This window comes from Stenotrophomonas maltophilia group sp. Smal17, from assembly GCF_030237045.1.
GTDB classification, from domain to species: Bacteria; Pseudomonadota; Gammaproteobacteria; order Xanthomonadales; family Xanthomonadaceae; genus Stenotrophomonas; species Stenotrophomonas forensis.
Window position 1 is genome coordinate 1 of the sequence record NZ_JASJSU010000103.1, and the last position, 14,873, is coordinate 14,873.

The 14,873-nt window shown below is 69.0% G+C and carries 9 protein-coding genes; 2 read left to right on the top strand and 7 right to left on the bottom strand.

What is annotated here, in order from left to right; all coding sequences use genetic code 11:
* Positions 1–373 precede the first annotated feature (373 nt).
* The 6 genes from QRO93_RS18755 to QRO93_RS18780 form a co-directional block, all read right to left on the bottom strand.
* Positions 374–913, bottom strand: coding sequence for a hypothetical protein (locus QRO93_RS18755; protein ID WP_180879318.1), 540 nt, complete (start codon positions 911–913; stop codon positions 374–376).
* Positions 910–3,348 (bottom strand): penicillin-binding protein 1B, encoded by a 2,439-nt coding sequence (gene mrcB / locus QRO93_RS18760; protein ID WP_053450551.1) that lies wholly within the window; start codon positions 3,346–3,348, stop codon positions 910–912. Before mrcB ends, QRO93_RS18755 begins: the two co-directional genes overlap by 4 nt.
* An 85-nt stretch (positions 3,349–3,433) precedes the next feature.
* On the bottom strand, positions 3,434–4,486 hold the full coding sequence (locus tag QRO93_RS18765) for a glycosyltransferase family 2 protein (protein WP_285304317.1): 1,053 nt from the start codon (positions 4,484–4,486) through the stop codon (positions 3,434–3,436).
* Between the two features lie 69 nt (positions 4,487–4,555).
* A complete protein-coding gene (locus QRO93_RS18770) occupies positions 4,556–5,446 on the bottom strand; it encodes an SDR family oxidoreductase (RefSeq protein ID WP_180879322.1) in 891 nt (296 codons plus the stop codon).
* Positions 5,447–5,509: 63 nt separating this feature from the next.
* Entirely contained in the window at positions 5,510–7,081 is a 1,572-nt protein-coding gene (locus QRO93_RS18775) for a hypothetical protein (RefSeq protein WP_180879324.1), read from the bottom strand.
* A 30-nt stretch (positions 7,082–7,111) separates the two neighbouring features.
* The gene (locus tag QRO93_RS18780) at positions 7,112–9,268 is read right to left on the bottom strand and encodes a bifunctional (p)ppGpp synthetase/guanosine-3',5'-bis(diphosphate) 3'-pyrophosphohydrolase (protein ID WP_053450555.1); all 2,157 of its coding nucleotides are present in this window, start codon (positions 9,266–9,268) and stop codon (positions 7,112–7,114) included.
* Between the two features lie 130 nt (positions 9,269–9,398).
* Between QRO93_RS18780 and QRO93_RS18785 the strand changes: the two genes are divergently transcribed.
* Positions 9,399–9,935, top strand: coding sequence for a hypothetical protein (locus tag QRO93_RS18785; protein ID WP_053450556.1), 537 nt, complete (start codon positions 9,399–9,401; stop codon positions 9,933–9,935).
* 53 nt (positions 9,936–9,988) lie between these two features.
* Here the strand turns inward: QRO93_RS18785 and hrpA are convergent, their stop codons facing one another.
* Entirely contained in the window at positions 9,989–14,071 is a 4,083-nt protein-coding gene (gene hrpA, locus QRO93_RS18790; RefSeq protein WP_180879327.1) for an ATP-dependent RNA helicase HrpA, read from the bottom strand.
* Between the two features lie 86 nt (positions 14,072–14,157).
* Between hrpA and QRO93_RS18795 the strand changes: the two genes are divergently transcribed.
* On the top strand, positions 14,158–14,706 hold the full coding sequence (locus tag QRO93_RS18795; RefSeq protein WP_006439098.1) for a Dps family protein: 549 nt from the start codon (positions 14,158–14,160) through the stop codon (positions 14,704–14,706).
* Positions 14,707–14,873 lie beyond the last annotated feature (167 nt).

Here is a 14,873-nt window from a genome sequence, read left to right on the forward strand (position 1 = left end):
GGACACCCCGCAAACCCGCAGTCCCCCGCCTTCGACAGTTTCCCCGTGACGGAGGGACGCACTTCGTAGAGTCGAGCTTGCTCGACTGGTGGTTCAGAAGCGGTGGGAGTAACGGGGAAAGAAGAAAGGAAATGCCAGCGAGCGCGCGACCCGCTTTTGATTTTGATTTTGTTCTTGCCTGCGGCCCGCGCGATGTATGGCGGGCCGGGTGGGTGGGGCGTGCAGGACCGTTGGCGCCATGGATGGCGCCATCGAGCCCCCATGGATGGGTTCACGGCGTGTCCTGCACGCCCTACCCACCCGGCCCATCACAACCCTCCATCAGTGCGAGCGTGCGCCGCAGAGGGGGCAGCGCCCGATGGAGGGGAACAGCTCAGTACCGCTTGATCCCCGGCACGGTGCAGCCTTCCAGCTGCGCATGCGCCGACACCGCATTCTCCTTCTCGCCGCGCGCCAGGCGCGACTGCTCGATCGTCGCCCAGTGCCGGCGGCACAGCGGCCCCGTCTTCGAACCCAGATCGATCGCCTTGCGTGCGAATGTCTCCGCCTGCGCCCACTGGCCCTGCAGCAGCGCCAGCTCGGCACGTTCCTGCAGCACCGCCGGGTCACCCGCCACGATCTCCAGCGCATGGTCCAGGCTGCTGGCCGCGGCGGCCAGATCATTGGCCTGTCGCTGCGCCTGCGCGGTCACCCGCAGATCTTCAACCTGCGAATCGCGCAGCGGCTGCACCGACAGCTCCTTGTCGTCCGGGCCGGCGGCGGCGTCCACGGCGGCCAGGCGCTGCGCCGGCGTGGTGGTATCAACCGGCGGCTTGGCCACCGGCGGTGCGCTGCTCACGCACGCGGCCAAGGCCAGGCTGAGGCCGGTCAGGGCCAGGGGCTGCAGCAGGGATCGCAAGTTCATCGGCATCATCGGCTTGGAGGAGGAGTAGCAGCCGCGGGGGCCGCGGCGGGTTCCGCAGGGGCGTCCGGCTTGCGGTCCAGGCCGAACCAGCTGCGCCAGCCACCGCCTTCGCCCTCGGTTCCACCCTGCCCGTCCGGCGATACTGCCGGCGCGCACGGTGCATAGGCCGGCGCGTAGCCCACCACGAACGGGAAGCGACGCGCGCCAGGGCAGCCTTCATCGGTACTGTTGATGCCGGTGGGCGCCACCGACTGCCAGTCCAGGCCCTTGTTGCTGACGCGCAGCGGCGCACTTGGCAGGCGCTGGAAAATGCCGGACCACACCCTCATTGCACCGGTGGCACCGTACAGGCCCGCCTGCTCGTTCTGGTCGTTGCCGATCCAGATCACCGCCAGATGATCGCCGGTGTAACCGGCGTACCAGCTGTCACGGCCATCATTGGTGGTACCGGTCTTGCCGGCCGGCTGCAGCCGGCCCAGGCCGTCGGCGTTGAGGCGCTGCGCGGTACCACTGGCGACCACCTGCTGCAGCCCGACGCTGATCAGGTTGGCGGCGATCGAGTCGCCCTCCTGTGCCGGCGCCGGGGTCTTGTCATAGCGCTTGAGCAGCTTGCCCTGCGGATCGAGCACGCCACGCACCGCGTGCAACGGCTGGATCTCGCCGCCGGACGCGAGGAACTGGTACAGCTGCGCCATCGCGTACGGGCTCTGGTCGGTCGAGCCGAGGATCACCGCCGGATTCGCCTCGGCCTTGATGCCGGCCAGTACGTGAATCAGCTGGGTCACGCGCTCGGGACCGACCTGCATGCCGACGCGCACGGTGGCCTGGTTGTAGGAATGGGCCAGCGCATCGATCAGGCGCACCGTACCGTGGCTGCGGTTGTCCGCGTTGCCGGGGTTCCAGTTGCGGCCGCGGCCGAGCTGCACCGTCACCGGGGAATCGTCCACCCAGCTGGCCAGCGAGTAGCGGTCCGGCTGTGCCAGCGCCAGCAGGTACACGAACGGCTTGAGCAGCGAACCCACCGGACGCTGTGCCTCGATCGCGCGGTTGAAGCCGACCTCGGAGACCTCACGGCTGCCGATCACCGCCAGCACATCACCGTTGTGCACATCGGTGAGCACCATGCCGGCCTGCAGTTCGGGGCGTCGCTTGCTTTCCAGCGACTTGATGGTACGGGTCACCGCGCCTTCGGCGTAGGCCTGCGCGGACGGCGACATGCCGGTCATCACGCTCAGGCCGGCGCCCTGCAGCGCCGACTCCGGATAGTCATGGCCCAGCTGGCGGCGGACCAGGTCGACGTAGGCCGGGAAGCGGTTGGCCGCCACCAGGCCCGGCGTCTTCGGCACGCCCAGCGGCGCCTTCAACGCACGCTGGTACTCGGCGTCGTCGATCAGCGTGGCTTCGTGCAGCTTGCCCAGCACGAAGTTGCGGCGATCCAGCGCGCGTTCCGGGTTGCGCCGCGGGTCGTAGAAGGACGGGCCCTTGACCAGGCCGATCAGCAGCGCGATCTGCTCGGTTTCCAGCGACGACAGGTCGCGGCCGAACCAGAACTCGGCACCGGAGGACATGCCGTGGATGGCCTGGCTGCCACGCTGGCCCAGGTACACCTGGTTGAGGTAGGCCTCGAAGATGGTGCGCTTGTCGTAACGCGCTTCCATGATCAGCGCGTACAGCACTTCGTTGAACTTGCGGGTGACCGTCTGTTCCTTGCCGATGCCGAGCAGGCCGCTGCGGGCCAGCTGCTGGGTCAGCGTGGACGCGCCCTGGCGGCTCTGGCCACCGGAGCGGATGGTCACCCATACCGCGCGCGCGATGCCGGACAGATCGATACCGTGGTGACGGTTGAAATCCTTGTCTTCCACCGCCTGCAGGCCGGTCACCAGCAGGTCCGGCGCCTCATCCATGCGGATCAGGCGGCGCTCTTCCTGCTTCTGGCCGTACAGGGTGGCGATGCGCGCCGGATCCAGCCGCGCGGCCTTCAGCGCCTTGCGGTTGTCGGCATCGCGCAGCGAGGCCACGCCGCCATCGGCCAGCGACAGCTCGACCCGGCGCGGGGCGACCCGGCCGTCGACGTCGTTGTAGCCGCGGCTGGAGATGACGAAGCGCCCACCGTTCACCGCATAGGTGGCCGGCTCCTTGCCCTGCCCGTCATCGCGGTAGGCCGACGCGGCCAGCTCGGTCTTCAGGGTGGCCGCATCCATCGCCTTGCCGGGCGTGAGCACCAGCGGGCGCGCATACACCCGCGTCGGGATCTGCCAGCGCAGTTCACCGAAACGCTGGGTCACCTGCTGGTTCAGGTACAGCGTGTAGGGAATCAGGAAACCCAATCCCAACGCGACCGCAGCCATGCTCCAGGTGATCAGGCGACGCCGCCACAGCGGGCTGTCGTCCTGCTGGTCGTCGTCGAAATCGTCGTTGTCGTCGGAATCGTAGCGTCGGGGCACTGGGGCTGCGGGCAGATAGGGTCTGGCGAGTCTAACGCAGGCGCCGTGGTGGCTGGCGGGCGATGGCCTGCGGTTTCACTGCAGTTCAAGCAGCGCGAGGCTCCCGCCAGCCCGCGGCCGCCCCCGCCAACGCCGCGCGGACGCCGCGCCAGCCTGCCCCGGCCAGGCACACATTGGCCAAGCGTGCGAACAGCCGCGGCGCGTCGTGAGCGATCCAGCGCGCCTGCACGCCCGCCCGGCGATACAGTTGCAGACGCGACCAGGCCATGCGCCAGGCCAGCGCGGAAAGACCCTGGAAGCGTTCAGGTGCAACACGGACGCCGCGCTGCACCAGCAGCGCGTCCAGGGCCAGCAGACGCCCCGCGGTACGCTGCCGCGCCTTCCCGTCGAACAGATCGAGATGCCGCAGCCGCTGCAGGAAACCGCGGCGGCTGGCGCCAATCTGGTTGTTGCCATGCTGCCGGTAATCGATGGTGGGCTCGGCCAGCATGTCCAGCCCTCCACGCAGCGACGCGTGCACCGCCAGCCATTCGTCGTGGCTCCAGCCCGGCGGTACCGGTAGCGCCCCCTGCAGCAGCGAACGACGCAGCGCACAGGTCGCGCCGGTGACGAAGTTGCGCAGCAGAATGGCATCGATCGCACGGCCCGAGCGTTCCAGTTCGACTTCGGCCGGATGCACCACCAGCACCTCCAGCAGCCGCTGGCCCAGCGGCGCGCCCTGCGCATCCACCAGCCGTGCATCGCTGTGCACCAGCAACAGGCCCGGATCAGCGCGGAAGCGCTGCACGTAGCGGCGCACCCTTCCCGGATGCCAGACATCGTCCTGATCGCTCAGGAACAGGATGTCGGCCTGGCAGCGCTGCAGCGCGTCGGCGAAGTTGCGGACATAACCGAGGTTGCGTGGGTGCCGGACGATCTCGACCCGGATGCCCAGCGCCTGCGCGCGCGCCTCGAAGGCCTGCAGCAACGGCAACGTCTGGTCGCTGGAACCATCGTCGCCGATCACCACTTCGCTCACCGGAAGGTCCTGGTCGAGGATGCTGTCCAGCTGCGCCTGCAGGTAGCGCGCACCGTTGTAGGTGCACAGCGCGACGCCAATGCGCTCGGCGGGGGCCGATCCGGATGGCGCGTCAGGCATGGAACGTACTCGCGGGGAACAAGGCCGAGGATGGTAGCAGAGCCTCCGCCAGGGGGCGGATCTGCACCGTCAGTGGTTGCTTGGATGCGCTGCGATCCGCTGCAGCGCCTGTGCGGCACTCATCGGCTGCCACATGTCCGCCTCCGGCCTGAACGGCCGCGGGTGTATACCCAGCAGCGCCTGCAGCGGACCATTGTCGGCAACCAGGTCCTGCTGCAGGCGTGATACCGGGCCGCGCGCGCGCGGCAGCACCGCCGCCAGGCCACGCAATGCACAGCCCGGCAGTGGCAGCGGCAAGGTCGGTTGCGCCAGGCTGGCATGCACGCGGCGGAACATCGCGTGATACGGCAGGCGTTCACCGCCGCCGATCTCCAGCACCCGCGCCGACGCCGCACCGGTGGTGATGCAGGCCACCACGGCGCGGGCGATATCGTCGGCATGCACGGGTTGGCGCAGGCCGTCGGCCCGCGGAATCGGGAACAGGCGCAGGCGCAGCGCGCGCTGCACGATCGGGGTGATGCTGCGGTCGATGCCGGCGCCATAGATCAGGGTCGGCCGCAGGATCGTCCACGCCATCCCCAGGCGCTCGGCCTGCTCGATGAGGCCCTGTTCGCCCCGCTGCAGCATCGCCACCACGTCCTGCTCGTCGGCCTGGTCCGAATCCTGCTTGCTCAGCACGCTCATCGAGCTGGTGGCGATGACCCGTGGAGCCGGCGCGCGGGCCTGCCGCGACAACCACTGCGCCAACCCTTCCAGCGGCCCGAAGCTGGCAATCGCCTGCCACTCGGCAGACGGCACGCTGTCCAGCGCGCTGGCCAGATCCCCGCACAGCCAGTGCACGCCGTCCTGCGCCGGTTGCGGCCGCCGGCTCACCGCCTGCACCTGGCCGTGCACCTGCAGCAGGCGCGGCAACAGGAACCGGCCGATCTGGCTGGTGGCTCCGGAAACAAGGACGGTCATCGGCACTCCATGGGCGGGCAGCGGGGGCTGGCTACTATAACGACCCCGCCGGCAACGGCGGGCTCAGGGCGAGGGCACACCGATATCGCGAAGGCGCTGCCGCAGCTGTTGATACTCGCTGCTGGACGCGCCCGCACCGAGCTCGGCGGCCTGCTGCAGGGCGCGTTCGGCGAAGGCGACATCGCCGCTGCCAAGCCGTTCGCTGCCGATCGCAAGCCAGCGCTGTGCCAGGCGCTGGCGGGCAGCAGGCAGGCCGTTCGCAGTGGGCGACAGGGTCTGCCAGGCCTGCAGGCAGGCGCCCGCGGCCTGCACCCGGTTCTGCCGCAGGTTGTCATCGAAGCAGGCACGGCTGGCGGGCAGCAGGCGCGCGGCGGCCGCTTTCACCCGGGGATCGCGCGGCGCCAGGCCTTGCGCTTCACGCAGCGCGTCGAACGCGCTGTGTCCCGGCGGACTGATCCACTGCCCGGCGCGCTCGGCGCGCTCGATCCTGCGCAGCAGCTCGCGCAACTGCCGTTCGCGCTGCGCGGTGCTGGCCGCCGGTTGCTGCAACGACTGCTGCGCCTGATGCGCACGTTGCAGGCGCTGCGCCAGCTGCTGGCGCGCCGCGGCCGACGCGCCCAGCGCTTCGGCCAGTGCCGCATCACGCCGTGCTGCGTCGAACTGGAAATCGTCGGCCTGGCTCTGGCTGCGCGCCAGCACGGCCTGCAGCACCTGCTCGCGGCCACGCAGGGCCGTGGGATCCTCCGGCGCCACGGCCAGCACGGCCAGGAATCCCTTCGCCGCATTTTCCAGTTGCTGGCGCTGCAACGCGCGCTGCGCCTGCCGCAGGCGCAGGTCCACGGCACGTGCCAGCGCCTCCTGGCTGGCCGGCAGGTCGGCATGGCCGGCATCGAACTGGCGGGCGCGCTGCACGATCGCAGCCGCCTCGGCCAGCTCCCCTCGCCCGGCCAGCGTGCGTGCCTGCTGCAACAGATCGCTCAGGGCATCCTCGCGCCCTTCCAGCGCCGGCAGATTGTCCGGCTGCACTGCCAGGATGCGCTGGAACAGCGGCAATGCACTGCTGTCGCCATCATCAAGCCGCCCGGCCGCATAGGCATTGCGCGCTTGTGCCAGCAGCGCGCCGATGCCGGCCCCCGCGTTGCGTCGCGCCTGCAGCTGGCGGGCAACCGCTTCGGCTTCGCTCTGCGGCACCTGCAGCTCGCGGGCCAACGCCAGTGCCTGTGCGCTACCGTCGAGATCGTTGTTCTGCAGCCTGTCGCGTGCCTGCTGCAGTGCCGCCGCAGCGGTTCGGGCCAGGCCTTCGCGCGCCTGCGGGCGATCACCGTCCAGTGCCAGCACCGCCTGGTAGCGCTCGCGTGCGCCACTGCCATCGGCCGCGCTCAACCGGCCCGCGGCGAGTGCGCGGTCACCCTCGGCCAGCAACTGTTCGATCTGCGGCTCATCCCAGAACCAGTCGGCCAGCGGCTTGCGCAGCAGCACCAGCAGCACGAACACGGCCAGCGCCGCGACCAGCGCCCAGCGCCAGACCCGGCGCGCGTGGCGTGCTTGCAGCCACCACCAGCGGCCTTCGCGGCGGACGCGGTCCAGCGCAGGATGTTCAGCGCCATGCGGGCGATGCGGAGGCTCGCGTTCCATGCGTGCAGGGTAGCCGGGGCAGCGTGAAGCTCAGCCGAGGCGACGTGCCTCGCTCACGCCCGGCAGCGCGTCCAGCTTGCCCAGCAGGGTCGACAGCTGGCCGTAGTCGCTCACCTTCAACCGCAGGCGCAGATGGGCACGACCGCTATTGCGCACGTTGTCACTGTGGATGTCGAGCACGTAGGCGTCTTCCTGGGCGATCAGGTTGGTGATGTCCTTCAGCAGCCAGCGGCGATCGACCGCCGTGACCACCACGTCCACTTCGTAGCCGCCACCGGCCTGGCCCCATTCCACCGGCAGGATCCGCTGCGGGCTGGTGGCAGCCAGGCGAGCCAGCGCCGCACAGTCTGCCCGATGCACGGTGACACCACGGCTACGGGTCAGATAGCCGACGATCGGCTCGCCCGCCACCGGCTGGCAGCAGCGTGCCAGCTGCACCAGCAGGTTGCCCACGCCCTGCACGGTGAACTTGGACTTGCCCAGGTTCTCCCGGCGCGCGGTCGGGCGCGGCAACGCCGGCGCGGCTGCCGGCTGGCTGGCCGCGCGCTCGGCTTCCAGCAGGGCGCGGCTGACCTGGTTCGGCCCGGTATCGCCCAGCGCCACCTGGATGTAGAGGTCATCGACACTGTCGGCGTGGAATTTCTTCGCCGCCACTGCCAGATCAGAATGCTGCAGGCCCAGACGCTTCAGCTCGCGCTCGAGCAGTTCGCGACCGGCCTGCACGTTGCGCGCACGGTCCAGCTTGTGGAACCAGCTGCGCACCTTCTCGCGGGAACGGTTGCTGGCCAGGAAACCATTGGCCGGCATCAGCCAGTCGCGGCGCGGGTCGGCCTCCTTGCCGGTCAGGATTTCGACGCGGTCGCCGCTGCGCAGGCGGTAGGTCAGCGGCACGATGCGGCCATTGACCTTGGCGCCACGGCAACGGTGCCCGACCATGGTGTGCACCTGGTAGGCGAAATCGAGCGGCGTTGCACCCTGCGGCAGGTCCAGCACCTCGTCCTTCGGGCTCAGCGCATAGACCCGGTCCTCGGTCAGCTCGGCGTCGAGCGCCCCGGCCAGTTCGTTGCCCTGCCCGTCCTGCGCCTGCTCCAGCAGCTGCCGCATCCAGGTGATCTTGCGGTCGAAGGCCTTCTCCGCGCCCTTGCCGCCTTCCTTGTACTTCCAGTGCGCGGCCACGCCCAGTTCGGCCTGCGAATGCATCTCGTGGGTGCGGATCTGCACTTCGATGGTGCGCCCTTCCGGGCCGACCACGGCGGTATGCAGCGAGCGGTAGTCGTTGGCCTTGGGACGGGCGATGTAATCATCGAATTCGCTCGGCACCGGCGCCCACAGTGCATGCACCACGCCCAGCGCGGCATAGCAGGCGGCGACATCGTCGACCATCACCCGCACCGCGCGGATGTCGTACAGCTGGTCGAACGCCAGCCGCTTCTTCTGCATCTTCCGCCAGATGCTGTAGATGTGCTTCGGGCGGCCACTGACCTCGGCCTTGATGCCCTGCGCGACCAGTTCGCGCGACAGCACCTTCTTGACGTTCTCGACGTAGCGCTCGCGCGCGATGCGGGTCTCGTCCACCTCACGGGCGATGCGCCGGTAGGTTTCCGGTTCCAGGTGGCGGAAGGCCAGGTCCTCCAGCTCCCACTTCAGCTGCCAGATGCCCAGCCGGTTGGCCAGCGGTGCATGGATGTCGCGGGTGAGCTGGGCCAGCGCGCGGCGCTGTTCGTCATCCAGCTTGTCGGCCGCGCGCATCCGCGCCAGTTGCCGGGCCAGCAGGATCGGCACCACGCGCAGGTCGCGGATGATCGCCAGCAGCAGGCGGCGCAGCCCTTCACTGTTGCGCCCGGCCTCGCGACCGGCATGCAGCGCCCATACCGGGTCAGCAGCGTCCTGGCCGTCGAGCAGGCCGATCACCGCTGCCTTGTGGTTGCCCAGCGGCAACGCGTCCAGGTGGGCACGCAACCCGGGAAGGTCGAACAGCAGGGCCGCGACCACTGCGCCTTCGTCGGCTGAAAGCATCGACAGCGCATCAAGGGTGTCACCCAGCACCGACCAGCTGGCGCGCATCTGGTGGTCGCACTCCGGGGCATCCCAGTGCCCGCGCAGGGCCTGGCGCAGCGGAGCGGGCAGCACCGCTGCCGAGGGACGGTTCAACAAGGCATCCAGGCCGGGGACGGAAGCGCGGTTCACAGCATCGAGCAGGCAAGACAGAGGCCCCTACACTAGCGCCGGCGCCGTTCAGGGACAATCGCCGCGGCCACCATCGCCTGGCATGAGGACATGCCGCTACACTCGCGGGCAAACCCAGGAGAGTCCCGCCATGCCCTCGATCGTTCCACACTTCCGTCCACGAGTGCTCGCTTGCGCCGCGCTGTTGCTGGCCGTATCGGCGCCTGCGCTGGCCCAGCGCGTGGTGGAAGGCGACCTGCAGCAGCAGATGTCGCCCGCCGAGTTCAAGGCCGCCGGGCTGGACAAGCTGGATGCGGCGGAACTGGCCACGCTCAACCGCTGGCTGCAGGGCAAGGTCGAGGCGGCCACCACCCAGGCCGTGGCCGCCGTCCGCGAGGAGGCACGCGAGGAAGGACGCCAGGAAGTGATCGTGAAGAACCGGGGCTTCTTCGATTTCGGCAGCAACGAGCCAATCACCGGCGTGCTGCAGGGCGAGTTCCGTGGCTTCGGCAAGGGCCGCATCTACGTGCTGGACAACGGCCAGGAATGGGAACAGACCGATGCCACGACCCTGGCCGGCGTGCGCAAGTCGTCACCCCAGGTGAGCATCAAGCCCGGGGTGATGGGCGTCTGGTACATGAAGGTTGACGGTGTGAACACCCAGCCCAAGGTCCGCCGCACCAAGTAACGGCGCGTCCTGGAGGTAGAGCCGAGCACCGGCTCGGCTCTACAGGATCGGACTCACGCCTGGCGCAGTGCGGTTACCCGCTGCGCCAGCTTCTTCGCCGAGATGCCGGTGCGCGCGCCCAGCTCCTGCGCGAACAGTGACACCCGCAGTTCCTCCAGGTCCCAGCGCAGTGCCTGCCATTGCGGGCGTTCACGCAGGCCCTGTGCCTCAGCATCGCGCAGCGCGTCCAGGAACGGATGCAGTTCCAGCATGCGTGCCTGGTCGCGCGGCGGATCGCGTTTGGCCCGCTCGGTGCGCAGGATCATCGCCTTCAGGTAGCGCGGATACTGCGCCAGCGCGTCGGCAGGCGTATCACGCAGGAAGCCGGGGTGGATCAGCCCGGCCAGCTGCGCTTCCATGTCATCCAGGTTGCCGCGCGCCCAGCCCATCAATGGCGCCTCCAGCATCGGCTTCAGCTCGGCCACCAGCGCCAGGATGGTCTCGGCCAACTTCAGACGCGACATCGCCTCACCGAACAGCGCCTTGGCCGCATGGTCGCGACGCTGCTCGAAGGCCGCCGCATCGCGGATGTCCTCCAGGCCTTCGGCCAGCACGGCATTCATCGCCGCATCGACCAGATCGCCGCGCAGGCGCTCCTGCGATTCGATGGCCGCGTACAGCAGACCGGTCTTGGCCCCCACCGGCAACTGCTTGCGTGCCTGCTTGACCTTCTCGGCCAGGGCAATCTCCAGCAGGCGGCGCACGCCCAGCGGATGGGCCTCCTGCGCCTGCTGCCGATCGGCAAAGATGCGCAGCGCCACGCTGTCACCTTCATCGAGCAATGCCGGATAGGCCGGCACACCCGCTTCGCCGGGAACCTGCAGCGGAATCGGCGTGGCCGGGAACGTGCGCAGGCCATCGGCCGCCATCTCGCGCCCGGCGCGCGCCGCGAAGGCATCGCCGGCACGACCACCGAATTTCGCGCGCAGCGCATCGAGGTCACGCGAAGTGGCCAGCACCTTGCCGTGCTCGTCGCGCAGGCGCAGGTTCATGTGCAGGTGCGGTTCGATCGCACCGGGCTCGAAATCGAGCGCGGTCACCGTGGCACCGGTCGCGCGTGACAGGAAGCGTGCCAGCTCACCGGTGATGGCATCGGCGCTGGGCTGCGGGAACGCCTCGAAGAACGCGCGGCCGAAGTCCGGCGCCGGCACATAGTTGCGGCGCATCGCCTTGGGCAGGCTGCGGATCAGCGCCGAGGCCTTGTCCACCACGAAGCCCGGCGCCAGCCAGCCCAGCTGCACCGGATCCAGCGCGTTGAGCAGGTGCAGCGGTACGTCCAGGGTCACGCCGTCATCGTCGGCGCCCGGTTCGAAGCGGTAATGCAGCGGCAACCGCGCCTGGCCCAGCGCCAGGTACTTCGGGTAGCGCTCCTGTTCACTGCCTTCGCCGGGCAGCAGGTCGACCAGCGACCAGTGCAGCGTCTTGCGCTGCTCCGGCGCCAGTCCCTTCCACCAGGTATCCAGACCCGCCGCCGAATGGATCTGCGGCGGCACCCGGTCCAGGTACCAGCGCGCCTGCCAGTCCTCGTCGGCAACGATGCCAGCGCGGCGCAGCTTGGCCTCTTCCTCGCGCGCGACCTCCAGCACCTTCTGGTTGTCGGCCACGAAGCTGGCACGGGTGTTGATTTCGCCGGTCACCAGCGCCTGCCGCACGAAGATGTCGTGCGCCTCGCCCGGCTCAATGCGGCCGTAGTGCACCGGCTTCTTCGGCGCCAGCACCAGGCCGAACAGGCTGATCTGCTCGGACGCCAGCACCTGGCCCTGCGCGCGCGACCAGTGCGGATCGAAGTGCTTGCGCAGCAGCAGGTGCGGCAGTTCGGCGATCACCCAGTCCGGCTCGATTGCGGCCAGGGTCATGCCCCACACCTTCTGCGTGTCCAGCAGGTTGGCCGCCAGCAGCCAAGGCGGCGGCCGCTTGGACAGCGCCGAGCCCGGGAACGGCAGGAACCGGCGCTGGCGCGGGGCCTGGAAATCGCCCTTCTCGGTGCGGTGGCCGATCTGCGTCGGCAGGCCCGCCACCAGTGCGCGGTGCAGGGTCTGATAGGCGGTGGCACGCACGCGCTCGCTGAAACCACCGCCCGCCGGCGCCTGTTCCTTCTGCGCACGCACGGCCACGGGTGCCGGTGCGACTTCGGCCTTGCCCTCGCGGGCCAGCCGCGCTGCACGGTGCAGCTGGCCACGGGTGGCCTTCACCGCTGCCGCGTCATCACGCGCCGGCGCCGGCGCACTACTGCCGGCCAGCAGCGGCGCCATCGACGCCTCGGCAGCCTCTTCCTTCCAGCCCAGTTCCTCGCACAGCAGGCGCAGCTGGCGATGCAGCTCGCGCCACTCGCGCATGCGCAGGAAACCCAGGAAATGGCGACCGCACCAGTCGCGCAGCTTGGACTGGGTCAGGTCTTCATGGGCCTGCCGGTAGGCGTCCCACAGGCGCAGCACGCCGACGAACTCGGAGCGGCCATCGGCAAACTGCGCATGTGCGCTGTCGGCCGCGCCGCGCGCCTCGGGCGGTCGCTCGCGCGGGTCCTGGATGCCGAGGAACGAGGCGATCACCAGCATAGGGCGCAGGCAGCCGGCGGCCTGCGCGGCCACCAGCATGCGCGCCAGCTTCACGTCCACCGGCAGGCGTGCCATCTGCTTGCCGACGGTGGTCATGCGCCGCTCGGCATCGATCGCGCCCAGCTCGGTCAGCTGCTGCCAGCCATCGGCCACCGCACGCTCATCGGGTGCTTCCAGGAACGGGAAGTCCTCGATGCGGCCCAGGCCCAGCTGCAGCATGCGCAGGATCACCCCGGCCAGGCTGGAGCGGCGGATTTCCGGATCGGTGAACTCCGGCCGCGCCTGGAAATCAGCTTCGGCGTATAGGCGATAGCAGATGCCCTCGGCGATACGACCGCAACGGCCCTTGCGCTGGTTGGCGCTTGCCTGCGAGATCGGCTCGATATGCAGGCGATCCAGCTTGTTGCGCGGGCTGTAGCGCTTGACGCGGGCAAAGCCGGGATCGACCACGTAGCGGATGCGCGGCACCGTCAGCGAGGTTTCGGCCACATTGGTGGCCAGCACGATGCGCCGGTTCGGGCCGGGGTTGAACACCCGGTCCTGGTCCTGGTTGGACAGCCGCGCGTACAGCGGCAGCACTTCGGTATTGCGGTATTTGCGGCGCTCCAGCGATTGGTGCGCGTCGCGGATCTCACGTTCGCCAGGCAGGAAGATCAGCACGTCGCCGCGCGCATCCAGGCGGGTGATCTCGTCGATGGCCGACACGATGGCATCGTTGACGGTGCGCTCGCCCTGGTCTTCGCCCTCGCCTTCCAGCGCGCGGTAACGCACTTCCACCGGGAAGGTGCGGCCCTCGACACTGATCACCGGCGCATTGTCGAAATGCTCGGCGAAACGACCGGTGTCGATGGTGGCCGAGGTGACGATCAGCTTCAGGTCCGGGCGCTTGCGCAGCAGTTGCTTCAGGTAGCCCAGCAGGAAGTCGATGTTGAGGCTGCGTTCGTGCGCTTCGTCAACGATGATCGTGTCGTAGTTCGACAACCAGCGGTCACTGGCGATCTCCGCCAGCAGGATGCCGTCGGTCATGAACTTGATGCGGCTGTCGTCGCTGACCTTGTCGTTGAAGCGCACCTGGAAGCCGACCAGCTGGCCCAGTTCGCTCTGCAGTTCCTGCGCCACGCGGCTGGCCACCGCACGTGCGGCAATCCGTCGCGGCTGGGTGCAGCCGATCATGCCAGCCTGGCCACGGCCCGCGGCCAGGCACAGTTTCGGCAGCTGGGTGGTCTTGCCCGAACCGGTTTCGCCGGCAATCACCACCACCTGGTGGTCGCGGATCAGCTCGATGATCGCGTCGGCTTCACGCGCAATCGGCAGCTGCGGGTCCAGAGTAATGGATGGCTGCTGTTGCGCCCGCATCTGCCGGCGCTGCACCGATGCCTGCAAGGCCTGCTCGAAGGTGGCGGCCAACGCCGCATCCTGTGGCTTGGCCTGGCAACGCGAGAGCATTCCCAGCAGACGGCCCCGGTCGCGGCTCATGGCGCCGTCGATGGCGGCACGCTGTTGTCGCAGGCGGGGCGATGGATTTTTATCGATAGAGTTCATCAATCGGTTCGTTCAAAACTTTGAAAGCGACCAGTCATCACGACCGGTTTATTGTGAAGGCCAACGATTCCACAAGGAGGAACCCCATGGCGAAGACCAAGAGCACGACCAAGGCCAAGACCGGCAAGCAGAAGCTTGCAGCGGCGGCACCGTCGGCACCGAACATCGATATCGGGATCACCCAGGGCGACCGCAAGAAGATCGCCGACGGTCTGTCGCGCTTCCAGGCCGATGCGTTCACGCTCTACCTGAAGACGCACAACTTCCACTGGAACGTGACCGGGTCGATGTTCAACTCGCTGCACACCATGTTCGAGACGCAGTACACCGAGCAGTGGGCAGCACTGGACGACGTGGCCGAGCGCATCCGCGCGCTGGGCTTCAATGCCCCGGGCTCCTACCGGGAATTTGCTGCGCTGACCTCGATCGCCGAGGAACCGGGCCTGACCGACAGTGCGGACTGGCGTGAAATGGTACGCCAGTTGGTGGTCGCCAACGAAGCGGTCTGCCGTACGGCACGTGAAGTGCTGGACGTGGCGGCCAAGGGTGACGATGCCCCGACCGAGGATCTGATGACCCAGCGCCTGCAGACCCACGAGAAGTACGCCTGGATGCTGCGTTCCCTGCTCCAGTAAGGGTTTGGGGGGCTCGGCAGGGCTGCGCCCTGCACCCGCGGTAGTGCCGGCCGCTGGCCGGCAACAGCAACAGCAAAAGCCGGCTTCCTGTGGGTAGGCGGGGTGGGTCCGGTGGCAGGGGACGCCGTAAACCCGTCCATGGGGGCTTGGCCGCCGCATCCATGCCG

Excerpts from the sequence above, each read along its gene's own strand:
- QRO93_RS18755 (WP_180879318.1), bottom strand. The coding sequence starts at position 913 with ATGATGCCGATGAACTTGCGATCCCTGCTGCAGCCCCTGGCCCTGACC.
- QRO93_RS18765 (WP_285304317.1), bottom strand. The coding sequence starts at position 4,486 with ATGCCTGACGCGCCATCCGGATCGGCCCCCGCCGAGCGCATTGGCGTC.
- QRO93_RS18770 (WP_180879322.1), bottom strand. The coding sequence starts at position 5,446 with ATGACCGTCCTTGTTTCCGGAGCCACCAGCCAGATCGGCCGGTTCCTG.
- QRO93_RS18775 (WP_180879324.1), bottom strand. The coding sequence starts at position 7,081 with ATGGAACGCGAGCCTCCGCATCGCCCGCATGGCGCTGAACATCCTGCG.
- QRO93_RS18785 (WP_053450556.1), top strand. The coding sequence starts at position 9,399 with ATGCCCTCGATCGTTCCACACTTCCGTCCACGAGTGCTCGCTTGCGCC.
- hrpA (WP_180879327.1), bottom strand. The coding sequence starts at position 14,071 with ATGAACTCTATCGATAAAAATCCATCGCCCCGCCTGCGACAACAGCGT.
- QRO93_RS18795 (WP_006439098.1), top strand. The coding sequence starts at position 14,158 with ATGGCGAAGACCAAGAGCACGACCAAGGCCAAGACCGGCAAGCAGAAG.